Consider the following 15248-nt stretch of genomic DNA (forward strand, 5'->3'; position numbering starts at 1 on the left):
AGATTATAAACCTTAATGTCCAGATGAGAATTTTGCTGTCGGTTACAACGTTCTCCTCAGAACTTCTACACTTGCTCGCTTAGTGTAGGTGTAGCTTGCTTGATTTTTTGAAACAGACTGATTCAGCCTTGATAACTGCTGTTTAGAACACAGGTGGAGATCCTTTTTTTCTCCTTGGGCGCTTTTAAGGCAGACGATTAATCGTGTTGGATGCGATTAATCGCCTAATCCTATTTTTTCGCTTCTTTGGGCCGCTTGGTTCCATACTTGGAACGGCCTTGCTTGCGGTCTTTGACTCCGGCTGTATCTAAGGTGCCACGGATAATGTGGTATCTCACGCCTGGTAGATCCTTAACCCGACCCCCACGAATCATCACAACTGAGTGTTCTTGTAAGTTGTGACCAATGCCTGGAATGTAAGCTGTAACTTCAAATCCAGAGGTAAGTCTTACTCTTGCTACTTTACGTAGAGCTGAGTTAGGCTTTTTGGGTGTGGTCGTGTATACTCTGGTACAAACTCCCCGACGTTGAGGACATTGTTTCAGAGCTGGGGACTTGGTTTTCTGACGCGATTGTTCGCGTTCATTACGTATTAGCTGCTGTATTGTTGGCATGAGTTACAGCGCGTAAAGCTGCTTATGGTCTAAGTTTTAACAAATCCTGATTATATCGTTTTTTAGCGTTTTATGTCAATCATTATTTGTCAATTTGTTTGACCAATGACTAATGACTCAAGAAGAAGGAATTGCCACAGCCACAGGTAGCGATCGCCTGGGGGTTGTGGAAACGAAAACCACCACCCATTAAGTCTTCTGAATAATCCACCCTCAAACCGTTGAGGTAATTTAAGCTTGCTTTATCTATGACGACTTGAATCTCATCCAAGTCGAAAACCTGGTCACCAACTTTTATTGTTTTATCGAAGGACATATCATAAAAGAACCCGGAACAACCACCTGGTTTTACTGCCAATCTAAACAACACATTTGGCTGCTGCTTGGACTTTATTCGCCCAATCTCGCTCACGGCTGCTTGACTCAGATGAATCATGGAACTAGTTTTTTGCAATTGAATACCCTATCTTCATTTTACAGATGGGTTGACCCTCGCTATCTCCCTGTGCCAAATCACCGAACCCATGAGCGCGATCGCTATTACTACATTTATAGCACTAACATGCTTGAGTCCCCACCTTAACTAGGTAGGGACTTCTGGGGTGCAGTGTTTACAAAACAGGATTTGCACAAGAATGTATTTAGTTTTTGGATTAAAGCCTTTAGAGCTTTAATAGCGTTTTTTTAGTTTTAATCCTTGGTACGTGCATAGTCATCTTGATAGCGAATAATATCGTCTTCTCCCAAGTATTCGCCATTTTGCACTTCAATCAACACCAAGGGGATCACGCCAGGATTCTCTAAACGATGAGATGTACATTGGGGTACATAGGTTGATTCATTATTGCTCAGTAGTACTTCTTGCTCACCACAAGTTACCCTAGCTGTACCAGAGACAACAATCCAGTGTTCGCTGCGGTGGTGGTGCATTTGTAGACTGAGGCGGTGTCCGGGCTTAACTTCGATGCGCTTGATTTTGTATCCGCGCCCTTCTTCCAAAACTGTAAAAGCACCCCAAGGACGTAACTCAGTTGCAGCAACGCCTCTGGAAGTGATGGCTGGAGGTAGATGTAGAGTTTCAGTCTGTGTAGTTTCTTGATATCGAGCCATAGTTACCTCATTTGGAGACATAGCAAACCGTTGGTAATCTTAACTATTGATAAAAAATCTGGCGCTATCTTGCAACGTTAAAAATTAGCAATTTTGTCGCACCTTGATAAACATAGCAAAATCAGACATTGTGGTGTAAATTGTCACTACTAAAACTATGAGCTCTACACCAAGTCTTCATCAAGCAAAATGGCAGCTTGTTCTAAACTTTAAAAAACATGGGGCATTGGGCATTGGGCATTGGGCATTGGGCATTGGGCATGGGGCACTTGTACTGAGCGAAGTCGAAGTATTGGGCATGGGGCATTGGTGATTAAGAGGCTTCCCTATTCCCTATTCCCTAATTATCGTGGTTGCAAGAAAATACCAATGCCGTTATGAACACGAGCAGCTGTACTAGGTGATCGATTGAGTAGTTGCCCTCCTAAGTAAAGGCTGGTAGAACTACCACCGTCCAAATTTAGGGCATTCACACAGCCCATCAGTTGCATCAATTGGGCATGTTCCGCCAAAGTCGGGCCATAACCGCCAGCACGATTATGCACGGCAGTAATCATTAGTGTGCCTGTTGCCGTTGTGCAAATACCACTACGAATAGCCTTTTCTGCAATAAAGGCATTGCTGAATTTTTCGCCTTTGGCATCAAGGACAATTTGACGGTTTTGGACTAATAGTGGCCCAGCTCCGATAATGTAGGGATAACGGCTAAAATCAGCTGGAGTAGTGGCGCTAGAAATGCGTACTGCACTTCCAATTGGTAGTTGTGAGGCAGCACTAGCAGCGTTGGCGCGTAAGGTTAGTAGGTAGCCATCCTGGGGGATGGGAACCGCCGTCCCTCCAACTTTGCCCCCTGGTAACTGTTCAGTAATTTGGTCTTTCTCTACCACGAGAATGATTTCGTTGTCTGTCAGGGGCGTGTAAGTTGATCCCCAAGCTGGGGTGTAACGAGCAATGCCGCTCTGAACGTAACCACTGTTGAGAAATAGAATTGGTAGGCGCTGATCATTTGCTGTAATTAAAGTTTGTTCTAAGGTGAGACGACCAAAGTAAAATTGACCTGAATCATTCCAAGCGATCGCACCTCGATTAAGAATGGGGCCTGATAACCACTGACTATCGCGACGAATCGCACCCAATGGCAATCTGTTATTGCGGTTAAAATAACCACCGTTAATTCCAGCTACTGCTAAGTAACGTTGTGCTGTTTGAATTAAGGGAGCAGTACCCGCAAGCCCATCAAGACTAGCCCACATGGGTTTCAACGTTAGCCCAAATTTGCGGGGATTAACTTCTAACCAGACCACCGCAAAGCGTTCTGTGCCTAAATTGACATAGTGCTGTCGCCAGCGCAATCCTGGGGCCCAAGTAATATCCCGCTCTTCTAGAGGATCGGGTCTAATATCGATAATCAAACGATTGGGGTTAGCGACAGTACTAACTTGAGGCGATAGACCAAAGGGAACGCTCAGACTAATTATCGTTTGGTTTTTCACCACCTCCACTTGCTGAATCAGTGGTTCAGGGGCTGCTGCTGGTGCTGGTGCTATTGGTGGTATTGGTTGTGTTGGTATAGCTGGTGATAATTGTTTGAGCAGGTTTTCCAGCAATGTTGGTGGTGCTGCTGGTGGCTGGGGGGTATAGCGTTGTATTAAAATAGGATCGGCTATTCCATCCAAGGTAACTGTCCACTCTCGATTTGGCGGTGCGGTGGATTTAGGAGTTGGCGTGTCTGGATCAGAGGATGGAATTTGGGGTTTTGCGATCGCTAACCCTTGTGTAACTTGCCAGGGAGTTGGACGATCTAAATCTACAAGAATGCGAGCCTGTTGTAAAGGAGTAACACTCGCCTCTGAAGATTGCTGGCTCTGAATAATATTTCTCACTTGCGTCTTTGGGGTAGCAATCACCAAGGTGCTGCCATTGGTTTGGATTTGCCATCCGGCTGTTTGAGCAAAATTAGTAATATCCAGATAGCGATATGCTCCTAGCAGCCTGGTGGCTAAAACCAGTGGTTTTGTCACCGATGAAAACCACTGTATTGGTTGCTTCGCCCAATTAGTACTGTTTAAGAAATTTACTCCAATTAATTGCCTGAATGCCCCGTCACTGAGATGAGTTGTTACCTGACCAGCTTTTCCAGGTCGCTGTAACCAAGTTCCTGCTAAAGTACGCCCATTCAGGGAAATTTGATTACCAGAGGATGCCACACTTGTTAAAGGAGATGCAGGTGACTGTGAGGTTAACCTGGGTATTGATTTGCTGCTTTTCGGCGACTCCTGGGCGTTGGTAGCACAGGTAGTAGTTAAACACACTGCTGTCAAAAGTATTGGTGACACAGTAGCCCGGAAAAACCTGCGTTCGCCAATAAGGGATTGGCAACAATTCGGCATTTTTACCATAATTTACTAGGTACTTTTGAAAACTATCACCCAAGGTATAAACTAACTAATTATTTGGAAATATAAAAAAAACATGACTTTCTTCTTGAAAAAATATGCTAATATATAGATTGGATTCTTGTCTCCTTTAACCATAAATAACCATTTAGGCGCTAAGTCCACTGCAACCAAGTGTTTGAACTGGCACTAATTCCAACCACACTATACACGGTAGTCTTGGTTATCAAAACTAGATTAAGATATTCAATCCTGACTAAAGGTTGCTATTGTTGCTACTTCAGTCAGGTGTAGTTAATAGTCAGATGTCTTTAAACTGGTAAGCAGCAAAACTTTAGACAACAACAAAAATATTTGGGAATTGTCAAATGGCTATATATTGTAATACGCTGATTTTATTGCTGGATCAGGATGACTTTGGCTTTAAAACATAGTGGAGCATTCAGTTTTAGTTTTTCAGGTCAACCGAAATAGGCTCTAGGAGTAGCTAGCGTGCATCTGGAAAAAGGGGATTGAAAAAATAGTTAGCTTCACAATATAAAAAAGAAACTGTCAGGGCAGAAATAATGTCTTGGCGGAGCTAATTTGTCTAACACCGCATAAATACATAAAAAATAGGCAATATAACACGGGTGAACTAATAAAGTAGAACCTAAAAATTTTTTTCCCTAAATTTCAGTGATTACTTGGTGCTTATATTATCCATCGCTGAATTTAGAAATTTTTTCCGATAAGTAGTGGCAAAATTGGTAACTCAATATTTCAGGAACAGGGTATGAATAATAAACCGATGAATCAAGACCAGAAAATCACAGCAAAAATAAACTCAAGAGATACTTATCAGGGGCAAAAGTGGTTAGTAGAGGAACGAGATGCCTGTGGTGTCGGTTTTATTGCTCATCGTCAGAATCATACCAGCCACGAAATTGTCGAAAAAGCCTTAGCTGCTTTAACCTGCTTAGAACACCGGGGAGGTTGTAGCGCTGATCAAGACTCTGGTGATGGCGCTGGAGTATTGACAGCAATACCTTGGGAGTTGTTCCAACAAGACTTTGCCCAAAGGGGGAAGGAATTTCCATCCATCAATAATATAGCTGTTGGGATGATATTTCTACCACAAGACCAGCAAGCAGCAGAAAAAGCTAGGGCGGCAGTTGAGCAAATAGCTGCCGAAGAAAAATTGATTGTACTGGGTTGGCGAGTAGTGCCAGTGCAACCTGATTTACTGGGGGTACAAGCAAGAGAAAATCAACCCCAAATTGAACAAGTTTTGTTAGCTTCTGTTGACAAAAGCGGCGATGAATTGGAACGACAGTTGTATATTACCCGCCGCCGAATTAGTAAAGTTGCAACCAACATCTCAGAAGAATTTTATATCTGCTCCTTGTCAAACCGCACAATTGTTTACAAAGGCATGGTGCGTTCGGCTGTATTGGGCAACTTTTATCACGATTTAAAAAATCCAGCTTACAAAAGCGCCTTTGCTGTCTATCACCGCCGCTTTAGTACCAACACGATGCCCAAATGGCCCCTAGCCCAACCAATGCGGCTTTTGGGTCACAACGGCGAAATCAATACTTTGTTGGGAAATATCAACTGGATGATGGCACGAGAAGCTAGCCTGAATCATCCTGTATGGGGCGTTGGCGCAGCCTTTCCGCAGGAGACTCGCATCAACGAACTCAAGCCATTAGTTCATATTGATAACAGCGACTCAGCTACCCTAGACAACGTACTAGAATTGCTGGTGTGTTCTGGACGCAGCCCCTTGGAAGCTTTAATGATTATGGTTCCAGAGGCTTACCAAAATCAGCCTTCTTTGCGTGACTCTCCAGAAATTGTTGATTTCTACGAATATTACAGTGGTCTGCAAGAAGCGTGGGACGGGCCAGCACTTTTAGTATTCAGCGATGGCAAAAAAGTTGGTGCAACACTAGATCGTAATGGTTTAAGACCAGCTCGCTATCTAATCACCAAAGATGACTACATTGTTGTAGCTTCCGAAGCTGGTGTAATTGATTTCCCAGAAGCCGATATTGTCGAGAAAGGTAGACTCGGCCCAGGGCAAATGATTGCTGTGGATTTAGTCAACCATGAAGTGTTGAAGAATTGGGAGATTAAGCAGCGTATCGCCAAGCAGCACCCATATGGTGAATGGCTGCAACAGTACCGTCAAGAACTCAAACAAATTGTCAGTAGTCAGTCGTCAGATGTTAATGGAAATGGATATCTGGCTGCTGAAAATGGTAACGGGCATAGTACAACTCACGAAATTGACAAGCAAACCTTGCTTCAGCGTCAAACTGCCTTTGGCTACACCACAGAAGATGTAGAAATGGTGATTCAGCCAATGGCTCTTGCAGGTTCAGAGCCAACTTTCTGCATGGGGGATGATATTCCTTTAGCAGTGCTGTCACAAAAGCCTCACCTGCTTTATGACTATTTTAAACAGCGCTTTGCTCAGGTGACGAACCCAGCGATCGATCCCCTGCGGGAAAAGCTAGTGATGTCTCTGAAAGTGGAACTGGGTGAACGGGGTAACTTATTAGAACCCAAACCAGAATATGCGCGGAGATTGAAACTCGAATCGCCAGTATTAACGGATGCTGAATTAGAGGCAATTAAGCTGTCAGGATTTGCCACAGCCGAGTTGTCAACCCTATTTGCGATCGCCACCGGCCCTGAAGGATTGAAAGCCGCAGTCCAGTCTTTACAAGCACAAGCAGCTGAATCAGTACGCGCAGGTGCAAAGATTTTAATATTAAGCGACCAGATCCCCCCAAGCTCTCTTAATAATGAGGGTATCAACACGGAACACACCTACATTCCTCCCCTGTTAGCAGTGGGTGCCGTGCATCACCACCTGATTCGCGAAGGGTTGCGAATGAAAACATCCCTAATTGTCAATACTGCCCAATGCTGGAGTACTCATCACTTTGGTTGTCTCATTGGCTACGGGGCTGGTGCAGTTTGCCCCTATATGGCTTTGGATACGGTGCGTGATTGGTGGTCTGATCCCAAAACTCAAAAGTTAATGGCTGTTGAGAAAATTGCCACCCTTACCCTAGAACAAGCTTTAGGAAACTATCGCAAAGCAGTAGAGTCAGGTTTGCTAAAAATTCTCTCCAAGATGGGAATTTCTCTGCTCTCCAGCTATCAAGCAGCCCAAATCTTTGAAGCTATTGGCATTGGTGGGGATTTACTAGAACTGGGATTCCGTGGTACGACTTCCCGTATTGGTGGTTTGAGTGTTAGCGAACTCGCTGATGAAGTGCTTTCCTTCCACAGCAAGGCTTTCCCAGAACTGACGACCAAGAAGTTAGAAAACCTGGGCTTTGTGCAATACCGTCCTGGTGGCGAGTACCACATGAATAGCCCCGAACTGGTCAAGGCGCTGCATAAGGCTCTAGATGGCAAAAACTACGACCACTACGAAGTTTATAAAAAGCATCTCCAAGGCAGACCAGTAACAGCCTTGCGGGACTTGCTGGACTTCCAAGGCGATCGCTCCCCAATTCCTCTAGAAGAAGTAGAGTCTGTAACTGAAATTGTCAAGCGCTTTTGCACTGGTGGGATGTCTTTAGGCGCTTTGTCAAGAGAAGCCCACGAAACTTTAGCGATCGCCATGAACCGCATTGGCGGTAAATCTAACTCTGGGGAAGGCGGCGAAGACCCAGTGCGCTATGTAGTTCTAGATGATGTAGACGAGTTTGGTCACTCGCCAACCCTACCTCATTTAAAAGGATTGCGGAATGGTGATAAAGCTTATAGTGCCATTAAACAAGTTGCATCGGGACGCTTTGGTGTCACACCAGAGTATCTAGTCAACGCCAAACAAATTGAAATCAAAATTGCCCAAGGTGCCAAGCCTGGGGAAGGTGGACAACTGCCAGGTCCGAAGGTAAGCCAATATATTGCGATGTTAAGGCGCTCGAAACCAGGTGTGACGCTGATTTCGCCACCACCTCACCACGATATCTATTCTATTGAAGACCTAGCACAACTGATTTTTGATCTGCACCAAATTAATCCCAAAGCAAAGGTATCGGTGAAGCTAGTTGCAGAAGTTGGCATTGGGACGATCGCGGCTGGTGTAGCTAAGGCAAACGCTGATATCATCCAGATTTCTGGCCATGATGGTGGTACAGGTGCATCGCCACTAAGTTCGATTAAACACGCTGGCTCACCGTGGGAACTGGGTTTAAGTGAAGTGCATCGCGTCTTGATGGAAAATAGCCTGCGCGATCGCGTGATTTTACGCGTGGATGGCGGTCTGAAGAGTGGTTGGGATGTGGTAATAGGTGCATTGATGGGCGGTGAAGAATTCGGTTTTGGCTCCATTGCCATGATTGCCGAAGGCTGTATTATGGCGCGAGTTTGTCACATGAATACCTGCCCTGTAGGTGTTGCTACTCAGAAAGAAGAACTCCGCAAGCGGTTTACGGGAATACCGGAACAGGTTGTCAACTTCTTCTACTTCATCGCCGAAGAAGTGCGTAGTCTGCTAGCCCGACTTGGCTACCGTTCTTTATCAGAAATCATTGGACGTGCAGATTTGTTGAAACTGCGCCCAGAGGCAAAACTCACCAAAACGCGATCGCTGAATCTTGACTGTTTACTTCAGCTACCAGATAGCAGAGACAATCGCAGTTGGTTGCTACATGAAGAAGTCCACAGCAACGGCGTGGTTTTGGATGACAAATTTCTTGCCGATCCCGATATTCAAGCTGCCATTCGCAACCAATCTACTGTCACCAAGACTTACCCTATTGTCAATACTGACAGAACAGTGGGTACAAGATTAGCAGGTGCGATCGCTTCTCAATACGGTGACAGTGGCTTTGAAGGACAAATTAATCTCAACTTTACAGGCAGTGTTGGGCAAAGCTTTGGTGCGTTCAACCTCCCTGGTATAATTCTGACCCTGGAAGGAGAGGCAAACGACTACGTAGGGAAAGGGATGCATGGTGGTGAAATCATCATCAAACCTCCAACTGATGCTACCTATAAAGCAGCACAAAACGTGATAGTTGGCAATACCTGCCTCTATGGTGCTACTGGTGGCGTGTTATTTGCCAACGGACTAGCAGGAGAACGCTTTGCTGTGAGAAACTCCAAAGGCATAGCAGTGATTGAAGGCGCTGGGGATCACTGCTGCGAATATATGACTGGTGGTGTAATTGTCGTCCTCGGCAAAGTAGGACGTAACGTAGCAGCTGGAATGACTGGTGGACTGGCATACTTCTTGGATCAAGACGACTCATTTCGTGAGTTAGTCAACCCGGAAATTGTCAAAATCCAGAGGGTGATTACAGAAGTAGGTGCAAAGCAGCTGCAAGAGTTAATCCAAACTCATGCAGAACGCACAGGTTCACCAAAGGCGAAGAAAATTCTGCAAAACTGGCCAGAATTTTTGCCGAAATTCTGGCAGTTAGTTCCACCTTCTGAAGCTGATAGTCCAGAAGCTAATCCCGAAAAAACAACTGAGTTCAGTTTAGTGACTAGTCATTAGACATCGGAATAAAAATCACGTAGGCACAATTCACGAATTGTGTCTACCAATGATTTTCGGTAAGAAAAATTCAATGTATAGATTGAAATATTAGCGCCGACTTACTTAAGTCTTTTCTTGCTAACTGAACTGGATTGATTTATGAACGCCAACCAAATACCTTTATGATCATAAATATAGCTATACTTGCACCTGTTGCCCCTACTATACCCGGAATTAAAGATATCAAATGAAATTGGGCAGAACCAATAATTATTTTAGCTATTCCATGATGAAAATCAATAATTAGTTCAAATATTTCATTTGGATTTTTAAATGAAGAATTAAGCAAAATATAGATTAATGCACCTTCATACCCTCCTATAGCCCCAATTAATAGTCTAAATATTTCAATAAAAAATTACTTTTCTTTGTGATAATTAGAGTAGCTATCCCAGCAAATGCTCCTCCAAAAAAAATTAGTCCAAAGAGTGTTGTAACAAATATTAAAAACTCTAGAGTGCTTGGTGGTTCAGGAAAAGGCGATCCAAATAATATTGTGAGAAGTCTTGATAATGTTAGACTGTCTGGTTGCCACATAATAAATAATTATTGCTTTTTGTTAGCAAGCAACTTTTGGTCAGTATCTTCTATTTCTAAAAGTTCAGGAATAGTAACAAAACGATAGCCTTGCTTTCTAAAATTGCTAATAATTTCTGGTAAAGCTTGTATAGTTCTAGAACGGTTCCCACCGCCATCATGCATTAGCACAATCCCACCAGGTTTTGAATCTTTAATCACGTTATTGATCAACTTCGGTACAGCTGGCAACTTGTAGTCTGTGGAGTCAGCCGACCACATCACCACAGTATATTTCTCTCCTTTAGCATAAGCAGCTAATCCATTGTGCAGGATGCCCCCAGGCGGTCGGAACAGATTTGTTTTAGCACCTGTAACCTGATAAATTAGGTCTTCTGTGCGATCAATTTCAAAAGCAGCTGCTTGTGGATTAAAGAAGTGATACCAGTGATGCCAAGTATGATTGCCAATGACGTGACCTTGAGCAACAATCTGCTTTCCTATCTCTGGATAATTTTTCAGATTCTGCCCGACGACAAAAAACGTCCCTTTGATATTATTTGATTTCAGAATATCTAGCACTTTCTCTGTGGTTTCAGGCCAAGGACCATCATCAAAGGTGAGAGCAATTACTTTCTCACCCTGAGTGAGTTTTGCAGCATTAATTATTGCCCCTTGAAAACGTGATGGCACAGGGTAGGATAGTCCCTTTGTTTGTGCTTCTTGCTGCCAACTTGTAAGCATCGCCGCCTTTAATTTCTCAATGCGCTGCTGAGTTCCAACGTTTGCAGCTACATCCTTGACATTTATACTTTGTCTATTCTGAGCCTCGGAAGCATTTGGCCTTAGAAGCATCATGAAAGCAAGGCTAAAAACACCACATAAGGCAAGCAGTGCAATTAATATGCCTTCTGGCCACAGAAACGACTTATTGTTTTCCACCTCATAGCTCCTTCAAAGATCGAACCATCAACCACGGTTATGACGGTATGTTATAGCACATTTTTTTAGATATTTAGATACAGTTGCTTTCTGGTAATCCTGAAAATTGGAATTGAGACTAACAGAAATTCACAATCGAGAAGAGAGACTATAGGCTTTAACTGAAATCTAGATGCCCTAAATTTGGACGAATGCTTATACAATACTTGGTACTGTTTAATGCCAACCCACTCATAAAAGGCAGGGTCTGCACTTCCACATTCTTGCCGCTAGCTCTCAGAAGCAGCACAATCAGATAATTAGTCACACCCCAAAATCCTCTTAATAGCAGTTCTGAATTAGTTACTGTCTTTCACTTCACCGCTAAGGCAGCATTATCCTTTCAAGTTTTATAGCTTTGCAAATAAGATCAGCTAAACTGTCGCGCCTACAATTTGCACTTTTTGCGGGCTGAAGTTTTTATAGCAAGACTTCCTAACAAGAAAGTTGTATAATTTATAACTTAATGAATTATTTCATTAACATACAAAACTATTTACAAGGGGCGGAGTGTCTTTCAAAAAAGAGTCTAATAAACTATTAGTTCTATTCTTGATAAGATATATTTTACTCCCTGCTGCCATTGCTTCCTTTTTAAGAAAAAGTTAAATTTTTAACTGACAGAATCTAGCCCTGTAGTTTCTCTGAAATAGAGAGACGAAAATTGATTCAATATAGTTTCTCATTGCCAAGGGGCACTTATTCGTTAATCTAGATACTTTTGACTCATTTCGCAAAAATAATTTTCTCGGCAGTTTAGCTGTATTCTTGATGCTGATATTTTAGCCGTTAATGTTTTTCTCGATATATTATTAATAGTACAATATTATATGCGCTGTCACCGTAGAATTACGGGACTTAATCGCATTCATATAGGCAAAGTTTTCAAATCGTAATAGTATGGGATGTATCTATTGAAGCATGAAATCTACATTTAAATCCCATATTTTTGATTAATTACACTTGATTAAGCTAATTTTATGTATTTAAAAGTACCTCAAAATGCAGATGAATTTTATGTAATATCACTTAATAATACCAAAATATATTTTCTTCCAACTGAGCCTCCAGCAAGACTGCCCTCTGCCTTTTTTCGGTAAAGTGAAGCAGATATTGTCAGACATTCGGTAAACTCTTTTGCCACTCAACGACCAATTTTATGCTCAAAGAAAAAACCGACTGGCTGTATCGCTCTACCAATAGGTAACAGCTTTTTTAGTAGGAAGAAACAAAAGCGTAAGTTATCTCATAACTTGCCTTATAATTGCAGCAATTAGAATTAAAATTTTCAATTATCTATCTAGGAATCCTAATCATCAGCTTATATTGCCTTAGACAGGTCATAGTTTATTTACAGTATTTTTGCTTATCTTTGGTAGATGCAATAACTGTATTATTTAATATCTGTATGGATTCGTGCAGAACCCACCTTCCCTATCAGTATACCTTTTGAGTCAAAATAATCAAGGTATTTGTCCCACTTCTGAAACTGGCTAGAAACTTTTATGATTCCTCACGAAAGTGATGTAAAAGAAGAGCGTGCGTCGTTAAAAGTATGGCGTAGTTGGCAAGAAAATCTGATTTTAATTGCGATCGCACTGTGTTTGGCATTCTTAATCAGGACTTTTATCGCCGAACCGCGCTATATACCTTCTGACTCGATGTTACCCACCTTACATACTGGCGATCGCTTGGTAGTTGAAAAAATCTCCTACCATTTTCACCCTCCCATAACTGGGGATATTATTGTTTTTCAGCCACCCGCAGAACTACAACGTCGAGGATATCCCAAAGACCAAGCGTTTATCAAGCGGGTTATTGGCCAGCCTGGTGAAGTAATTAGTGTTGCTTCTGGCAAAGTCTACCTTAACGGTCAACCCTTGGCAGAAGACTACATCGCGGAACCTCCAAATCAGCCATATCAACCAGTAAAAGTCCCAGAAGACGAATTTTTTGTTATGGGAGATAATCGCAACGATAGTAATGACTCTCGCTATTGGGGCTTTTTACCCAGAAAAAATGTCATCGGTCGGGCAACGTTTCGCTTTTGGCCTCTCGATCGCATTGGGTTCATTTAATCAGTTTTGGATTTGAGATTTTTCTTTCAATCCAAAATTGCTAGAGTTAGGAGTTATTTTAAGACTTCTAACTTTTAACTTAAAACCTCAAATAATACATTATCTGAGCGATCGCATCACCAGTTAACTCCAACCGCCGTTGGAAATCAGCCAGGTTACGGTAAGGCCCGGCTGATTGCCGATTTTGCACCACTGTTTGGGCTAGAGACAAATCTATAAATGGAATCTGTGCTAACTTTTCAACGGTTGCTATGTTTGGGTTGACTAAATGGGTCGGATTTTCTAAAGATTCGTGGTCATAGTAAATAAAATTCAGCAGAGGCGTTAAAGGCTCTAGTCGCGGTGCTGGTATAGCCAAAGCCGCAGCGATATCTTCAATACAGTAAAATTTCACACCCGATCGCGAAAGTTCCACAAGCGATCGCGCTTGGTGAATTGACAAACCTGGTAGGCGTAACCAATCATCTACAGTCGCTTGATTAGCATCAATGCGAATACCTAATTTTGCCGCTATCTGAATTTCTTCCCCAGATTGTAGGCGATAGTAGGGATCGTTGAGGAGCTTGGCACGGAGTTTTTGCAGCCTGGGGTTCAAAGGTAGCCAGTTATTCATGATTGTTGCTTACCTCAAGAAATCTGGTCTAGCAATTGGCGGCGCTTTTGCTCAAATTCATACTCTGAGATTAGTCCATCTTGGCGTAGAGCATCTAACTCACGCATTGCCTCAGCGATCGCTCCTACGTGATTACTCATCCTGAGTGAGTTCTTTACCCCTAACTTGCCTAGATTAAAATTGCGATCGAAAGCTTCTTCGTCTTGAGCTAAATACCAAACTCCCTCAATCGCACTAGCTACCTTGGGGATCGGCGTCCAGGAAAGCAACACATACAAAACACCCCACAACGGCTGTCCCAGATAGAATTTATGTAATCCTGAAATTGTCAGTGTGCCAGAAAAAGCTAAAACGGCGGCAACACTTCGGCTTTTGCGTTTAGTCAACATATTCCTAACAAATATACCAATACCACAGTTATTACAATAAGACAGTCAAAAGGCACAGAAACAATTCAAAACTCACTCATTCAAAATTCCAAATGTTCGCGTAGCGTCTCGTAAGTAGTTGTGCAAAATTAAATATATATTTGTTATTGCGAGTGGAGCGTTCGCGGTAGCGTCTCGTAGAGAAGCGGAATGAAGCAATCGCAAGGGTTTGGGATTGCTTCTCTACATTTCATTTCGCTCGCAATGACATAAATAAATTTGCGTAACCACTTACAGAAGAAAAGTAATTCTACTAAACATCCTAGCTATATTGCCAAATTTCTAATTACTAGTGGCCATATAAATTCATTTTAGTCAACTAACCTGTCTTGCCCTTCGGACTTTTGGAGTCGGAAATCCCACGACTTAGTATTTGAAGAAATTTCAGTAAGTTCCACAGACCTTTATTTAAGTCGGTTTAGCGAGGGGAAACCTTCTCAAGTCAAGTGTTGAAATTTCGGTAACAAACCGTACTAAAACCGAAGCTTCGTGACTAGATTACTCCCCTAGACTAAAATAAAAATAGAAGTAAAACTATTAAGCTACTGAGTCTGGGCACTCAGTTTAATATAAGCAATATGGGATTCTTCGATTCTGAGATAATTCAGCAAGAAGCAAAACAGCTGTTTGAGGATTATCAAGCGCTGATCAAGCTTGGTAACAACTACGGCAAATTTGACCGCGATGGCAAAAAGCTGTTTATTGAGCAAATGGAAGCCATGATGGATCGGTATCGCATCTTTATGAAGCGCTTCGAGCTATCAGAAGATTTCATGGCACAAATGACAGTAGAACAACTGAAAACGCAATTAGGTCAGTTCGGTGTCACTCCGCAACAAATGTTTGACCAAATGCACCTTACTTTAGAACGGATGAAAGCCGAGCTAGAAAAACAGCCTTAGTCAATTTTAGATTTTGAATTTTGGATTAGCAATTAATCCAAAATCTAAAATCTAAA

The 15248-nt window shown here is 42.5% G+C and carries 12 protein-coding genes; 4 read left to right on the forward strand and 8 right to left on the reverse strand.

Going from position 1 to position 15248, the window contains the following annotated elements; genetic code table 11:
* Window positions 1-230: 230 nt before the first annotated feature.
* The 3 genes from rpsL to HWQ23_RS18945 all read right to left on the reverse strand — a co-directional run bounded on the left by rpsL (window position 231) and on the right by HWQ23_RS18945 (window position 1724).
* Window positions 231-614 carry a 30S ribosomal protein S12 gene (gene rpsL, locus HWQ23_RS18935; protein ID WP_292831104.1) on the reverse strand — a complete coding sequence of 128 codons (384 nt, stop codon included), beginning with the start codon at window positions 612-614 and terminating at the stop codon, window positions 231-233.
* 109 nt (window positions 615-723) lie between these two features.
* The gene (locus HWQ23_RS18940; RefSeq protein ID WP_292831107.1) at window positions 724-1050 is read right to left on the reverse strand and encodes a HesB/IscA family protein; all 327 of its coding nucleotides are present in this window, start codon (window positions 1048-1050) and stop codon (window positions 724-726) included.
* Between the two features lie 254 nt (window positions 1051-1304).
* Complete coding sequence (locus tag HWQ23_RS18945) at window positions 1305-1724, reverse strand: cupin domain-containing protein (protein ID WP_292762000.1); 420 nt, start codon at window positions 1722-1724, stop codon at window positions 1305-1307.
* 157 nt (window positions 1725-1881) lie between these two features.
* Here HWQ23_RS18945 and HWQ23_RS18950 point away from each other — a divergent pair, with 157 nt between their 5' ends.
* Entirely contained in the window at window positions 1882-2037 is a 156-nt protein-coding gene (locus tag HWQ23_RS18950) for a hypothetical protein (protein WP_292831110.1), read from the forward strand.
* Between the two features lie 31 nt (window positions 2038-2068).
* Here the strand turns inward: HWQ23_RS18950 and HWQ23_RS18955 are convergent, their stop codons facing one another.
* Window positions 2069-4114 carry a phosphodiester glycosidase family protein gene (locus HWQ23_RS18955; RefSeq protein ID WP_292831113.1) on the reverse strand — a complete coding sequence of 682 codons (2046 nt, stop codon included), beginning with the start codon at window positions 4112-4114 and terminating at the stop codon, window positions 2069-2071.
* Between the two features lie 781 nt (window positions 4115-4895).
* On the opposite strand from HWQ23_RS18955, the gene HWQ23_RS18960 reads away from it, so the two are divergent.
* Window positions 4896-9632, forward strand: a complete 4737-nt coding sequence (locus HWQ23_RS18960) for a glutamate synthase-related protein (protein WP_292831116.1) — start codon at window positions 4896-4898, stop codon at window positions 9630-9632.
* Window positions 9633-9771: 139 nt separating this feature from the next.
* Here HWQ23_RS18960 and HWQ23_RS18965 read toward each other — a convergent pair whose 3' ends face one another.
* Both HWQ23_RS18965 and HWQ23_RS18970 read right to left on the reverse strand, forming a co-directional pair.
* Window positions 9772-9963 carry a hypothetical protein gene (locus tag HWQ23_RS18965; protein WP_292831119.1) on the reverse strand — a complete coding sequence of 64 codons (192 nt, stop codon included), beginning with the start codon at window positions 9961-9963 and terminating at the stop codon, window positions 9772-9774.
* A gap of 257 nt (window positions 9964-10220) precedes the next feature.
* A complete protein-coding gene (locus HWQ23_RS18970) occupies window positions 10221-11132 on the reverse strand; it encodes a polysaccharide deacetylase family protein (RefSeq protein ID WP_292831121.1) in 912 nt (303 codons plus the stop codon).
* Between the two features lie 1544 nt (window positions 11133-12676).
* Between HWQ23_RS18970 and lepB the strand changes: the two genes are divergently transcribed.
* Window positions 12677-13249: a signal peptidase I gene (lepB, locus tag HWQ23_RS18975; protein WP_292831123.1), complete on the forward strand. Its 573-nt coding sequence runs from the start codon at window positions 12677-12679 to the stop codon at window positions 13247-13249.
* Window positions 13250-13328: 79 nt separating this feature from the next.
* On the opposite strand, the gene HWQ23_RS18980 is transcribed toward lepB, so the two are convergent.
* Both HWQ23_RS18980 and HWQ23_RS18985 read right to left on the reverse strand, forming a co-directional pair.
* Window positions 13329-13862, reverse strand: coding sequence for a ComEA family DNA-binding protein (locus HWQ23_RS18980; protein WP_292831126.1), 534 nt, complete (start codon window positions 13860-13862; stop codon window positions 13329-13331).
* A gap of 14 nt (window positions 13863-13876) precedes the next feature.
* Window positions 13877-14251, reverse strand: coding sequence for an NINE protein (locus tag HWQ23_RS18985; protein ID WP_292831129.1), 375 nt, complete (start codon window positions 14249-14251; stop codon window positions 13877-13879).
* A 617-nt stretch (window positions 14252-14868) separates the two neighbouring features.
* Between HWQ23_RS18985 and HWQ23_RS18990 the strand changes: the two genes are divergently transcribed.
* On the forward strand, window positions 14869-15192 hold the full coding sequence (locus HWQ23_RS18990) for a DUF1825 family protein (RefSeq protein WP_292831132.1): 324 nt from the start codon (window positions 14869-14871) through the stop codon (window positions 15190-15192).
* Window positions 15193-15248 lie beyond the last annotated feature (56 nt).

Origin of the sequence: Nostoc sp. JL33 (assembly GCF_017114985.1) — a bacterium.
GTDB lineage: Bacteria > Cyanobacteriota > Cyanobacteriia > Cyanobacteriales > Nostocaceae > Nostoc.

What these genes read in the sequence shown, in the direction of transcription:
- HWQ23_RS18955 (WP_292831113.1), bottom strand. Translation starts at nt 4,114, where the DNA reads ATGCCGAATTGTTGCCAATCCCTTATTGGCGAACGCAGGTTTTTCCGG.
- HWQ23_RS18940 (WP_292831107.1), bottom strand. Translation starts at nt 1,050, where the DNA reads ATGATTCATCTGAGTCAAGCAGCCGTGAGCGAGATTGGGCGAATAAAG.
- HWQ23_RS18950 (WP_292831110.1), top strand. Translation starts at nt 1,882, where the DNA reads ATGAGCTCTACACCAAGTCTTCATCAAGCAAAATGGCAGCTTGTTCTA.
- HWQ23_RS18980 (WP_292831126.1), bottom strand. Translation starts at nt 13,862, where the DNA reads ATGAATAACTGGCTACCTTTGAACCCCAGGCTGCAAAAACTCCGTGCC.
- HWQ23_RS18990 (WP_292831132.1), top strand. Translation starts at nt 14,869, where the DNA reads ATGGGATTCTTCGATTCTGAGATAATTCAGCAAGAAGCAAAACAGCTG.
- HWQ23_RS18945 (WP_292762000.1), bottom strand. Translation starts at nt 1,724, where the DNA reads ATGGCTCGATATCAAGAAACTACACAGACTGAAACTCTACATCTACCT.
- rpsL (WP_292831104.1), bottom strand. Translation starts at nt 614, where the DNA reads ATGCCAACAATACAGCAGCTAATACGTAATGAACGCGAACAATCGCGT.
- HWQ23_RS18960 (WP_292831116.1), top strand. Translation starts at nt 4,896, where the DNA reads ATGAATAATAAACCGATGAATCAAGACCAGAAAATCACAGCAAAAATA.
- lepB (WP_292831123.1), top strand. Translation starts at nt 12,677, where the DNA reads ATGATTCCTCACGAAAGTGATGTAAAAGAAGAGCGTGCGTCGTTAAAA.
- HWQ23_RS18985 (WP_292831129.1), bottom strand. Translation starts at nt 14,251, where the DNA reads ATGTTGACTAAACGCAAAAGCCGAAGTGTTGCCGCCGTTTTAGCTTTT.